Source organism: Cupriavidus sp. BIC8F, assembly GCF_032465815.1.
GTDB lineage: Bacteria > Pseudomonadota > Gammaproteobacteria > Burkholderiales > Burkholderiaceae > Cupriavidus > Cupriavidus necator.
Genome location: NZ_CP136095.1, coordinates 147,539 through 162,285, shown reverse-complemented (window position 1 = coordinate 162,285; position 14,747 = coordinate 147,539). Strand labels below are relative to the sequence as shown.

14 protein-coding genes and 2 pseudogenes are annotated in these 14,747 nt (G+C 67.6%); 9 read left to right on the top strand and 7 right to left on the bottom strand.

Annotated elements, in window-relative coordinates; all coding sequences use genetic code 11:
* Positions 1-93 precede the first annotated feature (93 nt).
* The 3 genes from RS901_RS20950 (at position 94) to RS901_RS20940 (ending at position 4,005) form a co-directional block, all read left to right on the top strand.
* Positions 94-1,188 (top strand): putative 2-aminoethylphosphonate ABC transporter ATP-binding protein, encoded by a 1,095-nt coding sequence (locus RS901_RS20950; RefSeq protein ID WP_316155389.1) that lies wholly within the window; start codon positions 94-96, stop codon positions 1,186-1,188.
* Positions 1,188-2,915, top strand: a complete 1,728-nt coding sequence (locus RS901_RS20945; protein ID WP_410054228.1) for a putative 2-aminoethylphosphonate ABC transporter permease subunit — start codon at positions 1,188-1,190, stop codon at positions 2,913-2,915. The genes RS901_RS20950 and RS901_RS20945 overlap by 1 nt, the downstream gene beginning before the upstream one ends.
* Before the next feature lie 61 nt (positions 2,916-2,976).
* Positions 2,977-4,005, top strand: a complete 1,029-nt coding sequence (locus RS901_RS20940) for a putative 2-aminoethylphosphonate ABC transporter substrate-binding protein (RefSeq protein WP_316155385.1) — start codon at positions 2,977-2,979, stop codon at positions 4,003-4,005.
* 82 nt (positions 4,006-4,087) lie between these two features.
* Here the strand turns inward: RS901_RS20940 and RS901_RS20935 are convergent, their stop codons facing one another.
* Positions 4,088-4,411 carry a PadR family transcriptional regulator gene (locus RS901_RS20935; RefSeq protein ID WP_316155383.1) on the bottom strand — a complete coding sequence of 108 codons (324 nt, stop codon included), beginning with the start codon at positions 4,409-4,411 and terminating at the stop codon, positions 4,088-4,090.
* A 537-nt stretch (positions 4,412-4,948) separates the two neighbouring features.
* Between RS901_RS20935 and RS901_RS20930 the strand changes: the two genes are divergently transcribed.
* The gene (locus RS901_RS20930) at positions 4,949-5,878 is read left to right on the top strand and encodes a DMT family transporter (RefSeq protein ID WP_316155381.1); all 930 of its coding nucleotides are present in this window, start codon (positions 4,949-4,951) and stop codon (positions 5,876-5,878) included.
* A gap of 9 nt (positions 5,879-5,887) precedes the next feature.
* Here the strand turns inward: RS901_RS20930 and RS901_RS20925 are convergent, their stop codons facing one another.
* Positions 5,888-6,151 (bottom strand): hypothetical protein, encoded by a 264-nt coding sequence (locus tag RS901_RS20925; RefSeq protein ID WP_316155379.1) that lies wholly within the window; start codon positions 6,149-6,151, stop codon positions 5,888-5,890.
* Between the two features lie 41 nt (positions 6,152-6,192).
* The gene (gene fur / locus RS901_RS20920) at positions 6,193-6,681 is read right to left on the bottom strand and encodes a ferric iron uptake transcriptional regulator (protein ID WP_316155377.1); all 489 of its coding nucleotides are present in this window, start codon (positions 6,679-6,681) and stop codon (positions 6,193-6,195) included.
* Positions 6,682-7,196: 515 nt separating this feature from the next.
* On the opposite strand from fur, the gene RS901_RS20915 reads away from it, so the two are divergent.
* Positions 7,197-7,418, top strand: a complete 222-nt coding sequence (locus RS901_RS20915; protein WP_316155375.1) for a DUF3325 family protein — start codon at positions 7,197-7,199, stop codon at positions 7,416-7,418.
* A 13-nt stretch (positions 7,419-7,431) separates the two neighbouring features.
* Here the strand turns inward: RS901_RS20915 and RS901_RS20910 are convergent, their stop codons facing one another.
* A complete protein-coding gene (locus RS901_RS20910; protein WP_316155373.1) occupies positions 7,432-7,857 on the bottom strand; it encodes a PRC-barrel domain-containing protein in 426 nt (141 codons plus the stop codon).
* A 37-nt stretch (positions 7,858-7,894) separates the two neighbouring features.
* Between RS901_RS20910 and RS901_RS20905 the strand changes: the two genes are divergently transcribed.
* Complete coding sequence (locus RS901_RS20905; protein ID WP_316157372.1) at positions 7,895-8,029, top strand: hypothetical protein; 135 nt, start codon at positions 7,895-7,897, stop codon at positions 8,027-8,029.
* 1 nt (position 8,030) lies between these two features.
* On the opposite strand, the pseudogene RS901_RS20900 reads toward RS901_RS20905, so the two are convergent.
* Positions 8,031-8,126 (bottom strand): annotated as a pseudogene (locus RS901_RS20900) (IS200/IS605 family transposase); the annotation flags it as partial.
* Between the two features lie 23 nt (positions 8,127-8,149).
* On the opposite strand from RS901_RS20900, the pseudogene RS901_RS20895 reads away from it, so the two are divergent.
* Positions 8,150-9,334 (top strand): annotated as a pseudogene (locus RS901_RS20895) (RNA-guided endonuclease InsQ/TnpB family protein).
* Positions 9,335-9,467: 133 nt separating this feature from the next.
* Here the strand turns inward: RS901_RS20895 and RS901_RS20890 are convergent.
* Positions 9,468-10,385: a LysR substrate-binding domain-containing protein gene (locus RS901_RS20890; RefSeq protein ID WP_316155371.1), complete on the bottom strand. Its 918-nt coding sequence runs from the start codon at positions 10,383-10,385 to the stop codon at positions 9,468-9,470.
* A gap of 201 nt (positions 10,386-10,586) precedes the next feature.
* Here RS901_RS20890 and RS901_RS20885 point away from each other — a divergent pair, with 201 nt between their 5' ends.
* Entirely contained in the window at positions 10,587-11,609 is a 1,023-nt protein-coding gene (locus RS901_RS20885; RefSeq protein WP_316155369.1) for a DUF1338 domain-containing protein, read from the top strand.
* 92 nt (positions 11,610-11,701) lie between these two features.
* On the opposite strand, the gene fusA is transcribed toward RS901_RS20885, so the two are convergent.
* Positions 11,702-13,810: an elongation factor G gene (gene fusA / locus RS901_RS20880; RefSeq protein ID WP_316157263.1), complete on the bottom strand. Its 2,109-nt coding sequence runs from the start codon at positions 13,808-13,810 to the stop codon at positions 11,702-11,704.
* A 293-nt stretch (positions 13,811-14,103) separates the two neighbouring features.
* Between fusA and RS901_RS20875 the strand changes: the two genes are divergently transcribed.
* A complete protein-coding gene (locus tag RS901_RS20875) occupies positions 14,104-14,733 on the top strand; it encodes a response regulator transcription factor (RefSeq protein WP_316155367.1) in 630 nt (209 codons plus the stop codon).
* The last annotated feature ends 14 nt before the right edge of the window (positions 14,734-14,747 follow it).

The following is a 14,747-nucleotide window of genomic DNA, read 5'->3' as shown; positions in this document are numbered from 1 at the left end:
CTCCATCGAAATACTTTGCCGATCTGCCACACGGCTGGCATCTGCGCTGCCTATGCTGGCGACCGATTCAATTGAGATTGCGGAGATTCGGTCATGCAGGCAGGCAAGTCCGCGGAGGGCCGGGCGTTCCTGGCGGTGGAGCAGGTCAGCAAGCGCTTTGGCAGCTTTGTGGCGCTGGACGGCGTGTCGCTGTCGGTCGGGCAGGGCGAGCTGCTGTGCCTGCTGGGCCCGTCCGGGTGCGGCAAGACCACGCTGCTGCGCATCATCGCGGGACTTGAGCGCGAGGACGCAGGACGCATCCATGCCGGCGCGCGTGAGCTGACCAGGTTGCCGCCGCAGGCACGCGACTACGGCATCCTGTTCCAGTCCTATGCGCTGTTTCCCAACCTGACCGTGGCGCAGAACGTGGCCTATGGCCTGCACGGGCGCGGCATGGGACGCACGCACCGCGACGCGCGCGTGGCCGAGATGCTCGGCCTGGTCGGCCTGGCCGGCAGCGAGCGCAAGTTCCCGGGCCAGCTCTCCGGTGGTCAGCAGCAGCGCGTGGCGATGGCCCGTGCGCTGGCGCCGGCGCCTTCGCTGCTGTTGCTGGATGAGCCGATGTCGGCACTCGACGCGCGCGTGCGCGAACACCTGCGGCTGGAGCTGCGCCAGCTGCAGCGCCGCCTGAACATCACCACCGTGATGGTCACCCACGACCAGGAAGAGGCCATGACCATGGCCGACCGCATTGCCGTGATGGACGGCGGGCGCATCGTGCAGGCCGGCACCCCCGCCGAGATCTATGAGCAGCCGGCGTCGGCCTTTGTCGCCGGTTTTGTCGGGCAGGCCAACTGGCTGCCGGGGCGCAGCGCGCAGGCCGGGCGCTTCACCGTTGGCGAGGGCGGCCAGGCCGTCGATTTCCTGGTTGACTCGCCGCAGCCGGCGGCATCCGCCGGCCGGCTGTGCTGCCGGCCGGAAGCGGTGCGGCTGGACCCGGATCCCGCCGAGCCCAACCGGCTGCTGGCGCGCGTGATCGACCAGACCTACCTCGGCAACCGCTACCGGCTGGCGCTGGAAGCGGACCGCCTGCCGGGGCTGACCCTGTTTGCCGACGTGGCGCGCGAGGCGCGGCACCGGCTGCCCGACGCGGGCGGCCACAAGTTCTGGATTGCGCTGCCCGCGCAGGCGTTGCGGGTGTTTGCATGATGCGCGCCGCAGCCACGGTCGAGTTGCACCCGGGCACGCAGGCCGCATCCTCGCGCGGCACCGGCCTGGCCTCCCGGCTGGCGCACGGTGCCCCGGCCGCGATGAAGTGGCTCTGGCTGGCCGGGCTGGCCGTCGGCTTGCTGCTGCCGTTGCTGGCGCTGTTCCGCCAGGCCTGGTTCGATGCGGCGGGCCAATGGGCGCTGGGCGCGCGCATGGCGGCGCTGGTGACCAGCCCCAACTTCCTGCCGATGCTCGGCCGCAGCGTGGCGGTGCCGCTGGCGGTGGTGGCGCTGGTGGTGCCGCTGGCATTTGGCTTTGCCTATGCGCTGCAGCGGTCCTGCATCGCGCTGCGGCCGCTGTGGCGCGGCATTGCGCTGCTGCCGCTGTTTGCGCCGTCGCTGCTGCCGGCGATCGCGCTGGTCTACCTGTTCGGCAATCAGGGCATCTTTAGCGGAGCATTCGGCGCGGGGGGCATCTATGGCTTCTGGGGCATCGTGCTCGGCGAGGCCTTCTACACCTTCCCGCATGCGCTGATGGTGCTGGTGGCGACGCTGTCGCTGGCCGATGCGCGCCTCTATGAAGCGGCGCGCACGATGGGCGCCAGCCCGTGGCGCACCTTCTGCACGGTCACGCTGCCGGGCGCGCGCCAGGGCCTGTTCGCCGCCGCCTGCCTGGTGCTGACGCTGGTGATCACGGACTTTGGCGTACCCAAGGTGGTGGGCGGCGGTTACCCGGTGCTGGCGCTGGAAGCATACAAGGCGGTGGTCGGGCAGCAGCAGTTCGACCGCGGCGCGCTGATCGGCATGCTGCTGCTGGCGCCGGCGCTGCTGACCTTTGCCGTGGACATGGCAATGCAGCAGCGCCAGCGCACGCAGATGGGAAGCCGCGCGCAAGTGTATGTGCCGGCGCCCGAGCGCGGCCGCGACAGCGCGTGCCTGCTGCTGGTGGCGCTGGTCAGTGCCGCGCTGCTGGCAGTGATCGCCACCGCGGTGGGCGCGTCGCTGGTCAAGCTGTGGCCGTACAACCTGGGCCCGACGCTGGCGCATTACGACTTCGACAACATGGACGGCGGCGGCTGGCTGGCCTACCGCAACAGCCTGAAGCTGTCGGCGCTGACCGCGCTCGCGGGCACGGCGGCGATCTTCCTGGGCGCCTGGCTGACGCTGCGCACGCGCGGCCCGGCCTGGCTGCACGGCGTGCTGCGCGCGGGCTTCCTGTTGCCGATGGCGGTGCCGGGGCTGGTGCTGGGCCTGGGCTATGTGTTCTTCTTCAACGCGCCTGGCAATCCGCTGCACGCGCTGTACGGCACCATGGCGCTGCTGGTGCTGTGCAACGTGGCGCACTGCTACACCACCGGCCACCTGACCGCGGCCGCGGCGCTGCGCCAGCTCGACAACGAGTTCGAGGCCGCGGCGCTGTCGCTCGCGGTGGCGCCGCTGGTGACGTGCTGGCGCGTGACCGTGCCGGTGTGCCTGCCGGCACTGCTCGATATCTTCCGCTACCTCTTCGTGTCGTCAATGACCACGGTCTCGGCGGTGATCTTCCTGTACAGCCCCGACACCGTGCTGGCCGCGATCTCGGTGCTGAACATGGACGATGCCGGCGACACCGCGCCCGCTGCCGCGATGTCGACGCTGATCCTGCTGACCTCGGTGCTGGCGGCCTTGCTGCTGCACGCGGTCTCGGCCGGCTGGATGCGCCGCGCGCAACGCTGGCGTGCCGGCTGACCTTTGCCCGATTCGCCGTACCCCTGCATTCCGGAACACTCACCGAACCCAAGGAGAAACCATGTCCCGCATCACCAACCTTGTCGCGGCGCTTGCCGCCGCGGCCGCCCTGCCGATGCTGGCGGGTAATGCCAGCGCCGCCACCGTGCTGACGGTCTACACCGCGCTCGAAGCCGACCAGATCGCCGCCTACAAGGCTGCGTTCGAGAAGGTGCATCCCGATATCGAAATCAAGTGGGTGCGCGACTCCACCGGCATCGTCACCGCCAAGCTGCTGGCGGAAAAAGCCGCGCCGCGCGCCGATGCGGTGTGGGGGCTGGCCGGCTCCAGCCTGGCGATCCTGGACAAGGAAGGCATGCTCGACCCGTATGCGCCGAAGAACCTGGCCGCGATCGATGCCAAGTACCGCAGCCCGGCCAACCCGCCGGCATGGGTCGGCATGGACGTGTGGGGCGCGGCGATCTGCTTCAACACCGTGGAGGCGCAGAAGCAGGGCCTGCCCAAGCCGACCTCGTGGGCCGACCTGACCAAGCCGATCTACGCGGGCAAGGTGGTGATGCCGCACCCGGCCTCGTCGGGCACGGGCTTCCTCGATGTCAGCGCCTGGCTGCAGATGATGGGCGAGCAGAAGGGCTGGCAGTACATGGATGCCTTGCACAAGAACATCGGCCTGTACACGCACTCGGGCTCCAAGCCGTGCAAGATGGCCGCGCAGGGCGAGTTCCCGATCGGCATTGCGTTCGAGTACCGTGCCATGAAGTCGAAGAAGGAAGGCGCGCCGATCGATATCGTGCTGCCGAGCGAAGGCCTGGGCTGGGACATCGAGGCCACCGCCATCGTCAAGGGCAGCAAGAACCTGGACGCCGCGCGCAAGCTGGCTGACTTCTCGGCCTCGCGCGAAGCGATGGCGCTGTATGAGAAGAATTTTGCCGTGCTGGCCGTGCCCGGCATTGCCAAGCCCGACGCGCTGCTGCCCGCCGACTACGAGAAGCGCCTGATCAAGAACGACTTCCGCTGGGCGAGCGACAACCGCGACCGCATCCTGGCTGAATGGAGCAAGCGCTACGAAGGGAAGGCAGAGAAGAAGTAAGGCACAAGGCGCGCCCGGCGGGGAGGGGATGGCCCGCAGAAACGGGTACGCTCCCCGCGCCGCGGCGGCCGCCCTGGCCGGATCAGGCCGGGCGCGGCACTTCGTCGGTGGCCGGCTGGCCGGCGTGCAGGCGGCGGTAGAGATCGTCGATGCGCTTGCGGCTGGCCTGCAGTTCTTCGCGGCCGTGCTCGGTCAGCAGGTAGACCCGGCCGATGCCGTCGCGCAGCACGCTTTCCAGATAGCCTTCCATTTGCAGGGCGCGCAGCAACGGGCGCACTGAGCCGATATCGACCTGGAAGCCGTATTCCAGCAACATGTCGGCAAGCATCGCCACCGTAGCCGGGACTTCGAGCGCAAATTGCAGGACGTAGACGCGGGCCAGCAGGCCCAGGAACTGTCGTTTCATGTGGACTGGCAACGCGGCAGACGCCGCGCCGGTTGACGCAGGCGCTGTCCGGAGCTCGGGGTTTGCAGGCGTTGTGACGCCGGCGGCGTGGCAGCCTGTCATCCTGTTGGACTGGCAGTGCTCGATGCGCCGGGCAAGGCGCATTTTACCCGTTCGGACAAAAAAGAAGCCGCCAGGAGCCCTGGCGGCTTGTCGGGAATGCGTCGGAGGGGTCAATTAACTCTGGCGCAGACCAGAGTTTAATTTAATCGAAGGCGGCTTGTCACGCGTCGGTAACAGCGCCCCCTCCAGCGTGGGGTGATGATGAAAGGCTCTGGTAAGAAAAGTGACGAGTTTGCGTGATATTGTGCGGAGAACGGCGCTCAAGAATGTCGTAGATCCGTCAACATCATTCAAATTCCAGGCGGAAAGCGGGCCGCCAGCGTGGCGACGGCGGGGCACAGGTCCGAATCCGGCTTGCGGTATGCGCTGCACAGGCGTCAAATCGCGGCGACCCTCAACCCGCGCCAGCTTGCCCGGCGCCTCCCGGTTCCCCTGATGAAACCCGCCGATCTCGCCCGCTTGCTTGCCCTGGCCGCCATCTGGGGCGCCAGTTTCCTGTTTATCCGCATCGGTGTGCCAGTGCTGGGACCGATGCCGACCGCCTTCGCCCGGGTGCTGATCGGCGCGCTCACGCTGGCGGCATGCCTGCCGCTGCTGAAGCTGCGCTGGGATATGCAGGGTAAATGGCCGGCGGTGCTGGCGCTGGGCGTGGTCAATTCCGGTATCCCGTTTGTCATGTACGCCATCGCCGCGCTGTGGCTGCCGGCCGGTTATTCGGCCGTGTTCAATGCCATGACCCCGCTGATGGGCGTGCTGATCGGCGCGCTGGCGTTTTCCGAACGGCTCACGCGCGCCAAGGCCGCGGGCGTGGTGCTGGGCGTGGCGGGCGTCGCGGTGCTGACCCGCACCGGACCCGTGGCGTTCTCGGCCGACGTGCTGCTGGGCGCGCTGGCCTGCCTGGTGGCCACCGCCTGCTACGGCCTGTCCGGCTTTCTCGCGCGGCGCTGGATCACGCAGCGCGGCGGGCTCGACAGCCGGCTGGTCGCCGCCGGCAGCATGGTCGGCGCCACCGTGTTCCTGCTGCCCTTCTGCCTCGCCGCGCTGTGGCGCCACAACACGCTGCCCGCTGCCGGAGCCGGCGTGTGGGCGGCCATGCTGGGGCTGGGCGTGCTGTGCACGGCGCTGGCCTACATCCTGTATTACCGCCTGATTGCCGACCTGGGCCCGGTGCGCTCGCTGAGCGTCACCTTCCTGATCCCGCCGTTCGGCATTGTCTGGGGCGCGCTGTTCCTGGGCGAGGCACTGTCGTGGGCGCATGCGGCGGGTGGCGCGCTGATCGGGGTGGCGGTGTGGCTGGTGTTGCGGCCGGTGGCGGGGGGGGAGCAGGGCGCCCGGCCGGCCCGCAGTGTTGCGGTCGAACGTTGAACCTGCGGTTCAGGCCTGTGCCGCCGTGCCCGCCGCCACGTTGTACTGCTCGCGCACCATCATCACCACGCGGCGTGCCTGGCGCAGGTGACGCACGGCGTCGGCTTCGCTGCGTTCGGGGAAGTCGACTTCGGCGCTCCAGTTGCAGCCGGTGTGGTCGGGCCGGTGCACGCAGACCGCGCGCAGCTGGCAGTCGTGGCAGCCGGGTTCCTGCCGCAGGCACAGGTTGAGCAGGCGTTTGAGTTCGGACAGCGGTTTGTTCAGGCGCTCCATGGATGGCTCCGTCAGGTGCGCGGCATGAGGCGGCGGGGTGCTTACGAGCGGGCGGGCAGCCCCGGCGTGGGCTCGGCCTCATTGGCGCCGGCCCGGCATTGCGGGCAGACACCGTACAGCACCAGCATGTGCTCGCGCAAAACAAAGGCGTTGTCGGCGGCTACCTGGCGCTGGCGCTGCTCGATGCTCTCGTCGCGGAATTCCTCTACGCGGCCGCAGGCGACGCAGATCAGGTGGTCATGGTGGCCGCCTTCGTTGAGTTCGAACACGGCGTGGTCGGACTCGAAGCTGTGCCGCAGCAGGATGTCGGCCTGCACCAGCTGGTTGAGCACGCGATACACCGTGGACAGTCCCGCGTCCTCGTCCTGGGTCAGCAGGATGCGGTAGACGTCTTCGGCGCTCAGGTGGCGCCGGGCGCTGGTGCGGAACACTTCAAGGATCCGCATGCGCGGCGAGGTGGCCTTCAGGCCGGCGCGCTTGAGATGGATCGGGTTTGTGCTCTCGAATGACATGGCGGAAGGCATTGGCATGCGGCTGGCGCCCCGCGGGCAGGGCAGCGCCCGGCCTGGCGCCGCGCACGGGCGGCGTCGATGGCTTGGCGGGATTTCAGGCTGAAGCGCCAGGGGCGGACCAGCGCTGGCGCTCCCGTCCCTGGCGGCGCGCCGTGCCTGCACGACGCGCGGAATAAAAAGGTGGCCTGGCTTGTCACCGGAAGACGCGATCGGGAAAGCGGGGTCTGGTTGCTTTCCCGATCTTCCGAAGACTGGCTACTGCCAAACGCTCCGCGTGACGGAGCGGTCCCCACAAAAGTCGGTGTCGAATGCCGCAGCGGCGGTATCCGGAAATCCTGTTCCTGCCAGCTTCGGTTGCTGCCGCGTGCCGCGGCGCGCCGGACCTGGCCGGTCTGCCTGTCGGGCGGTGCGCCGTACGTCAGGCAGTGATCGAATAGTAAATGGGAATCGATCTCATTACAAGAGATATTTTGCCGAGCCGCCTCTTTTTTTGAGGGTGGCCTGGTGGCTGCAGGGGCGCGGCCCGGCGGCGGTTGCTGGCCGGCGCGCTCGCGCTGGCCTGGTCGCTCCATGTTGCTGCCGACGGCGGGCCGTTGGGAACCGTGTCGTGGCTTGGCACGCTGACCGCCAGCGCGTTTGCCGTGGCGCTGGGCCTGTCCTATGCGCCACGCGCGGTGCGGCGCCTGCTGCCGGGCGTGGCGGGTATCGGCCTGGCCGCGCTGGCCGCGCGCTGGCTGCTTGCAACCTGGGCGTAGCCCCTGCGCAGCCTTACAGCGGCGGGGGCACCCAGTACGGGTCGCGGCCGTAGTACTCGTGCAGCGATTTGCCCCACAGGGGATCGGCCATGCTCGGCCAGCTGTCCTTGTTGAAGCCCGGTGCGGACTTGAGCCGGTCCGCCGTCACGGCAATCCGGAAGCATTTCTCGTCGGTGTCCATGACCAGTGCATTCCATGGGATGGCGTGCAGCGTGTCGCCGATGCCGAGGAAGCCGCCGGTGGTCAGCACCGCGTAGGCGATGCGGCCGTGCGGCACATCCAGCATGATCTCGGAAATCTTGCCGACGTGTTCGCCATCGGATGAATAGGCCTTGGTGCCGTCAAGGCTCGATGCCGCCATCACTTCAGGGCCCGGGCCTTCGCCCACGCCTGAACCGATGATGGCCGCGCCTTCACTGGTGGGAGATTGGTTCCGCATGCTTTGCTCCTTGTCGCAAGACGTTGGAATGCATGGCATGCGCAATGACCATGCCTGCGCCGTTTGTGGCGCCGTGCGCATGGGGCTGAAGTTGCCAGCTGCCGCCGTGGTAATTCTTTCGCGCGGCATGGAAGAAGGGCGCGTCAGCGTGGCGCTGCGCGCCTTTTCTTAGTGAACACCTCACGGCGATACTTCGTCACAAAGACCAAGTGGACGTGCATCAGGTAAACGCAGTGCCGCCCATGCCGAATATCGTTTTCACTGCTCATAGGCCAGGAGTAAAACTCCGGCCATGCAACGCATCCAGGCCTTCAGGTACGAACTGATGCCGATCGGCGATCAGCAGTGCCACATGCGCCGCTTCGCTGGCTCGTGCCGTTTCGTGTTCAACAAAGCGCTGGCGTTGCAAAAGGCAAATCACGACGCGGGCGGCAAGTTCATCGGCCATATCGCGATGGCGAAGCATCTGACGGCGTGGCGCAACAGCTTGGGGACGGCTTGGCTGAAGGATGCGCCCGTCCATCCTCTGCAACATGCGCTCAAAGACCTCGACAAAGCCTACGGGCGGACTTCCCGCGCTTCAAGCGCAAGGGGCAACGCGACAGCTTCCGCTACCCCGACCCGAAACAGATCAAGCTCGATCAGGCCAATGGCCGCCTCTTCCTGCCCAAGCTGGGCTGGCTGCGCTACCGCAATAGCCGGAAAACGCTGGGCGAGTTGCGCAATGTCACCGTCAGCCTGAGCGGCGGCAAATGGTTCGTCAGCATTCAGGCGCGGCGCGAGGTTGAAACCCCTGTGCCGCACGGCGGCGCGGTGGGTATCGACCTGGGCATCGCCCGCTTCGCCACGCTCTCGGACGGTTCGTCTATCGCGCCGCTCCACAGTTTCCAGCGGCATGAAATCGCTTTGCGCAAGGCGCAGCGGGCGCTGAGCCGCAAGACCAGATGCAGCAGCAACTGGAAGAAGGCCAAAGCCCGCGTCCAGAAGATTCACTCCCGCATCGGCAACGCCCGCCGCGACTACCTGCACAAGTGCTCAACCACGATCAGCCAAAACCAAGCGATGGTGTGTATCGAGGACTTGCAGGTGCGGAAGATGTCCAGGTCGGCAGCAGGCACAACCGAAGTACCAGGCAGTAACGTTCGAGCCAAGTCCGGTCTGAACAAGTCCATCCTCGATCAGGGCTGGTTCGAGTTCCGCCGCCAGCTGGATTACAAGCTGGCGTGGAACGGCGGCTATCTCATCGCCGTGCCGCCGCAGAATACCAGCCGCACTTGCCCGTGCTGCGGCCACGCTTCAACGCACACAGGAGCGCTTCGCCTGTGTCGAATGCGGCTTCGAGGCAAACGCCGATCTGGTCGGCGCGATCAATGTACCAAGGGCAGGACACGCCCGGTTAGCTTGTGCAGATACTTCGCATGAAGTCGGGGCGTCGGGCCAAGTACCCACCGAAGCGACCATACAGTTCAGCGTATAGCGCCGTAGGAATCCCCTCCTTTCCGGCCTCAGGGCCGGCGTTGTAGCTGGCGCGGCCGTCGTCGCTGCCGATGACCTGCATAGCGCAAACGCTCCCCGGAAAGTGCTTCATCGACCGCAGCGAGGTGGCGCGATCAGTTGCCCGCAGCCGTGGCCGGCGCATCGCGCGACAGGCCCAGGATCCAGCTGCGGAAGGCCGCCAGCGCTTCTGATTCGGGCCGGCCCTCCGGATAGGCAAAGTAGTAGCCCTGCTGCTCGTCCAGCATGCCCGCCAGCGGGATCACAAGCTGGCCTGTCTGCAGTTCGCGCTCGATCAGCAGGCGCGGCGCCAGGCCGATGCCAAGCCCGGCCGCCGCCGCGGCCGTCATCATCGTGAACAGTTCGTAGCGCGGCCCGCGCGAGGCGGCCAGGTCATAGGCCCAGCCCTGTGCCGCGTACCAGTCGCGCCAGGCGTTGGCGCGCGTGCTCAGGTGCAGGTGGCGGCAGTGCGCCAGGCTGGCGGCGCCGGTCACGGGATGCCCGGCCAGGAAGGCGGGACTGCACACCGGCACCATGCCCCCTTCGCGGAAGATCACGCCGCCGCGCGTGCCGGGCCAGAACTGGTCGCCGAAGTAGATCGCCGCGTCATAGGCGCATTCCTGGAACGAGAACGGCTGCGAGCGCGCCGACAGGTTGACCGTCACATTGGGATGGCGCCGCGCAAAGTCCGGCAGGCGCGGGATCAGCCATTGGGTGGCAAAGGTGGGCACCACCGCCAGCTCCAGCGTGTAGCCCATGGCCCGGCCGGTGGTGATTTCCAGCGTGTCGCGCTGCAGGTGGTCCAGGTGCCGGCGGATGCGCGCGGCGTATTCGCGCCCGGTATCGGTCAGCTCCAGGCGCCGGCGCACGCGCGTGAACAGCGCCATGCCCAGGCGCTGCTCCAGCTGCGCCACCTGCCGCCCCACCGCGCTGTGTGTCAGCGCCAGCTCTGCCGCGGCGCGGGTAAAGCTGCCCAGCCGTGCCGAGGCCTCGAAGGCCTGCAGCGCGCCCAGGTTGGGGATGTCGTTTCTCATGGGACTGCGAGGGAAGGAAGGCTGACAGTATAAACAGCGGCGCCAGCCTGCACCGTCAGACGGCACCACTACCGCGGTCGTGCGCCGCACGCACAACGTTGTGCGCAATGCGCGCTTGTGCGCGCCATGGGGGCGCCCCTATCCTGCCTCGCGTATCGTCGCCAGCCCGGCTGCCATTCCAGTGCTCACCTGTTTGCGCCCATGACCTCCAAACTCTCCACGCTTCTCACCGCCAACGTCGGCGCCGCCCGCGGCGCGCAACTGCTCGCGCTGGTCACCTTGCCCGCGGATCTGCCGCAGGCCCCGCCGGGCCGTGCCACCCGCGCGGAAATCGCCCAGGCCCTGAACATGGTGCTGTTCGGCGGCATCCTCGAGCGCGTGCCGAGCGGCCGCGCCTACACCGACGATGTCGCCGCCGCCGGCGGCAAGGTCACCTTCGACCACGGCGCGCTGCGCACGGTCAAGTGGCGCGACAACGGCGCGCTGCCCGAAGGCGAGGCCGCCTTCACCCGCATCCTGCGCCCTCTCGGCTACGTGCTCAACGGCACCTATCCGCTGGACCGCATCGGCATGACCGGCCGCTCATACGCGCATGCCGACGCGCCTGAGGACATCGCCCAGTTCTTCCTCAGCGAATTCCATCCGGAACGCTTCAGCGACGCCTTCCGCGCCGCCGTCAGCCGCGTCACCGGCACCTCCGCCGACCCGCTCACGCCGCGCGCGCAGACCCTGCTGTGGCAGCTTGAGCGCGACGGCGCGCTGGACCTGGCCGACGGCGCCGAGCTGGTCGGCCTGCTGGTGCCATGCTTCGAGCGCCAGCACGCCACGCCGAGTCTGGCCGACTATGAAACCCTGCTGAGTGAATCGGCGGAGATGGCCTGGGTCGCCACCGAAGGCAACGCCTTCAACCACGCCACCGACCGCGTCGATGACGTGTTCGCGCTCGCCGAGCAGCAGAAGCAGCTGGGCCGGCCGATGAAGGACAAGGTGGAAGTCTCGCGCAGCGGCCGCGTCAAGCAGACCGCGTTCCGCGCGGATACGGTGCGCCGCGCCTTCGTCGGCTCGCAGGGCGAGACGGTGGAGCGGGACGTGCCGGGATCGTTCTACGAGTTCATCACGCGCGACCGCTTTGCCGAAGAAGCGGCAGCGCCGCAGCGTTATGACCTGGGGTTTGATGCGGGCAATGCGCAGGGGATCTTCAAGATGACGGCGGCGGCCTGCTGAGGTGGTGAGGGGGGAGGGCGCGGGCGCGTGGCTGCGTCAGCCCTCTCCCCCGGCCCCTCTCCCGCAAGCGGGAGAGGGGGAGCAAACCTTCGTTACCCTGCCCGCTTCGCCGAAATCACCGCCTCGGCCACATTGGCCGGCGCCTCGGCATAGTGCTTGAACTCCATCGTGTACGTCGCGCGCCCCTGCGTCAGCGAGCGCAGCGTGGTGGAGTAGCCGAACATGGTTGCCAGCGGCACCTCGGCGCGCACGATCTTGCCGCCGCCACCGGCGATGTCTTCCATGCCGTGCACCATGCCGCGACGTGACGACAAGTCGCCCATCACGTTGCCGGTGAATTCCTCAGGCGTTTCCACCTCGACGGCCATCATCGGCTCCAGCAGGATGGGCCGGGCCCGGCGCATGCCTTCCTTGAACGCCATTGAGCCGGCCATGCGGAACGCGTTCTCGTTCGAGTCGACATCGTGGTAGGAGCCGAACACCAGCGTGGCCCTGATGTCGACCACCGGGTAGCCGGCCAGCACGCCTGACTGCAGGGTCTCGCGGATGCCCTTGTCCACCGCGGGGATGAACTCGCGCGGGACTACGCCGCCCTTGATGGCATCGACGAACTCATAGCCGCCGCCGTGCGGCATCGGCTCGAGGTTGAGCACCACGTGGCCGTACTGGCCGCGTCCGCCCGATTGCTTGATGAACTTGCCTTCCACGTCCTTGACCGGCTGGCGGATGGTCTCGCGGTAGGCCACCTGGGGCTTGCCGACCGAGGCCTCCACGCCGAACTCGCGCCGCATGCGGTCGACCAGGATTTCCAGGTGCAGCTCGCCCATGCCGGAGATGATGGTCTGGCCGGATTCCTCGTCCGTGGTCACGCGGAAGGACGGGTCTTCCTGCGCAAGGCGGTTCAGCGCAATGCCCATCTTTTCCTGGTCGGCTTTGGTCCTCGGCTCCACGGCCTGCGAGATCACCGGTTCCGGGAAGCTCATGCGCTCCAGGATGATGACCTTGTCGGGATCGCACAGCGTGTCGCCGGTGGTCGCTTCCTTCAGGCCGACGGCCGCGGCGATGTCGCCGGCGCGCACTTCCTTGATCTCCTGGCGCACGTTGGCGTGCATCTGCAGGATGCGGCCCAGGCGCTCGCGCTTGCTCTTGACCGGGTTGTAGACGGTGTCGCCGGATTTGACCACGCCAGAATAGACGCGGAAGAAGATCAGCTGGCCGACAAAGGGGTCGGTCATGATCTTGAACGCCAGCGCGGCAAACGGCTCGTCGTCGCTGGGATGGCGCTCGGCTTCGCGGTCGTCTTCGGTGTGGCCCAGGATGGCCGGCACGTCGGCGGGCGAGGGCAGGTAGTCGATGACGGCGTCCAGCATGCTCTGCACGCCCTTGTTCTTGAAGGCGCTGCCGCACAGCATCGGCACGATCTCGTTGGCGATGGTGCGCTTGCGCAGGCCGCGCTTGATCTGCTCCTCGGTCAGCGGCTCGCCCGACAGGTACTGGTGGAGCAGCGTCTCGTCGGCCTCTGCGGCGGCTTCGACCATCTTGTCGCGCCATTCCTGCGCGGTGGCCAGCAGGTCCGCCGGAATGTCCTGGTATTCGAAGCGCACGCCCTGGCTGGCATCGTCCCAGACGATGGCCTTCATCGTGACCAGGTCGACCACGCCCTGGAAATGGTCCTCGGCGCCCAGCGGGATCTGGATCGGCACGGCGCGGCCCTTGAGGCGGTCGGCGATCTGCGTCTGCACGCGGAAGAAGTCGGCGCCGACGCGGTCCATCTTGTTGACGAAGGCAATGCGCGGCACCGCGTACTTGTTGGCCTGGCGCCAGACCGTCTCGGACTGCGGCTGCACGCCGCCGACGGCGTCATAGACCATGCAGGCGCCGTCGAGCACGCGCATGGAGCGCTCGACTTCGATGGTGAAGTCGACGTGTCCCGGCGTATCGATGATGTTGATGCGGTGTTCGGGGTAGTTGCCGGCCATGCCTTTCCAGAAGGCAGTGGTGGCGGCCGACGTGATGGTGATGCCGCGCTCCTGCTCCTGCTCCATCCAGTCCATGGTGGCAGCGCCATCGTGCACTTCGCCCAGCTTGTGGCTGACGCCCGTGTAGAACAGGATCCGTTCGGTCGTCGTGGTCTTGCCGGCGTCGATATGCGCGCTGATGCCGATATTGCGGTAGCGCTCGATGGGGGTCTTGCGAGGCACAGTGTTCTCCATGGATGAAACACTCCGGAATAGAGTAGCACCACTGGCCGTTTGCCGTTGTCCCTGCCGTGCGCAGGGGCACACCGCCGCGGCCCGGTGCTCCGGCATGAGCGTGCGTCTGAGGCGGGCCTAGGATTCGGCTTCATGCGAAACCGATTTCTCCCATCCTGCCAGCGTCCGCGGCTCCCTATACTGGCGCAGCATCGCGCCCCGCGTGTTCATCGCCCCTGCCATTCCATGCCCGGGTGGAATGCGCCTGGTCGCCGATGCGTTCCCGGACTACGAAGCCACGCATGACAACCATCCTGATCGTTGACGACCATCCGGCGATGCGGCTGGTGCTCAGGCACCACCTGTTGCAGCTGCTTGGCGTAGACGAGGTGATCGAAGCAGACAACGGACAGTGCGCCATCGAGCTGGTGCGCGCGCACACGCCGGACCTCGTGCTGCTCGACCTGGACATCCCGCGCTCCAGCGGGCTGGATGTGGCGCCGCGCCTGCGCGCGATCCATCCGCAGGTGCGTATTCTGGTGGTGACGGCGCTGGACCCGGCCGTGTTCATCAGCCGGTCATGGCAGGCCGGTGCGCAGGGCTTCGTCAGCAAGACCCAGGACATCAAGGAAATCCTGCGTGCGGTCGAGGCGGTGCTGGCGGGCTATACCGTGTTCCCGGTGCTCAGCCGCGGCGGCGCGCCGCGCCAGGCCATGTCGGCGGACGAGGAGATCCTGCGGCGCCTCTCCGACAAGGAACTGGTGGTGCTGCAGATGCTGGCGCGCGGCCTGTCGTACAAGTCCATCAGCGCCAGCCTCTTTATCAGCAACAAGACTGTCAGCAGCTACAAGGCACGCATCATGGGCAAGCTGCAGGTCTCGTCCCTGGTGGAGCTGGTGGACTTTGCGCGGCGCTGCCGGCTGACGCCGTGATCCCGGTCATTCTC

Coding starts and splice junctions, on each gene's coding strand:
- RS901_RS20950 (WP_316155389.1), top strand. CDS start 94: ATGCAGGCAGGCAAGTCCGCGGAGGGCCGGGCGTTCCTGGCGGTGGAG.
- RS901_RS20945 (WP_410054228.1), top strand. CDS start 1,188: ATGCGCGCCGCAGCCACGGTCGAGTTGCACCCGGGCACGCAGGCCGCA.
- RS901_RS20940 (WP_316155385.1), top strand. CDS start 2,977: ATGTCCCGCATCACCAACCTTGTCGCGGCGCTTGCCGCCGCGGCCGCC.
- RS901_RS20935 (WP_316155383.1), bottom strand. CDS start 4,411: ATGAAACGACAGTTCCTGGGCCTGCTGGCCCGCGTCTACGTCCTGCAA.
- RS901_RS20930 (WP_316155381.1), top strand. CDS start 4,949: ATGAAACCCGCCGATCTCGCCCGCTTGCTTGCCCTGGCCGCCATCTGG.
- RS901_RS20925 (WP_316155379.1), bottom strand. CDS start 6,151: ATGGAGCGCCTGAACAAACCGCTGTCCGAACTCAAACGCCTGCTCAAC.
- fur (WP_316155377.1), bottom strand. CDS start 6,681: ATGCCAATGCCTTCCGCCATGTCATTCGAGAGCACAAACCCGATCCAT.
- RS901_RS20910 (WP_316155373.1), bottom strand. CDS start 7,857: ATGCGGAACCAATCTCCCACCAGTGAAGGCGCGGCCATCATCGGTTCA.
- RS901_RS20905 (WP_316157372.1), top strand. CDS start 7,895: ATGCGCAATGACCATGCCTGCGCCGTTTGTGGCGCCGTGCGCATGGGG.
- RS901_RS20890 (WP_316155371.1), bottom strand. CDS start 10,385: ATGAGAAACGACATCCCCAACCTGGGCGCGCTGCAGGCCTTCGAGGCC.
- RS901_RS20885 (WP_316155369.1), top strand. CDS start 10,587: ATGACCTCCAAACTCTCCACGCTTCTCACCGCCAACGTCGGCGCCGCC.
- RS901_RS20875 (WP_316155367.1), top strand. CDS start 14,104: ATGACAACCATCCTGATCGTTGACGACCATCCGGCGATGCGGCTGGTG.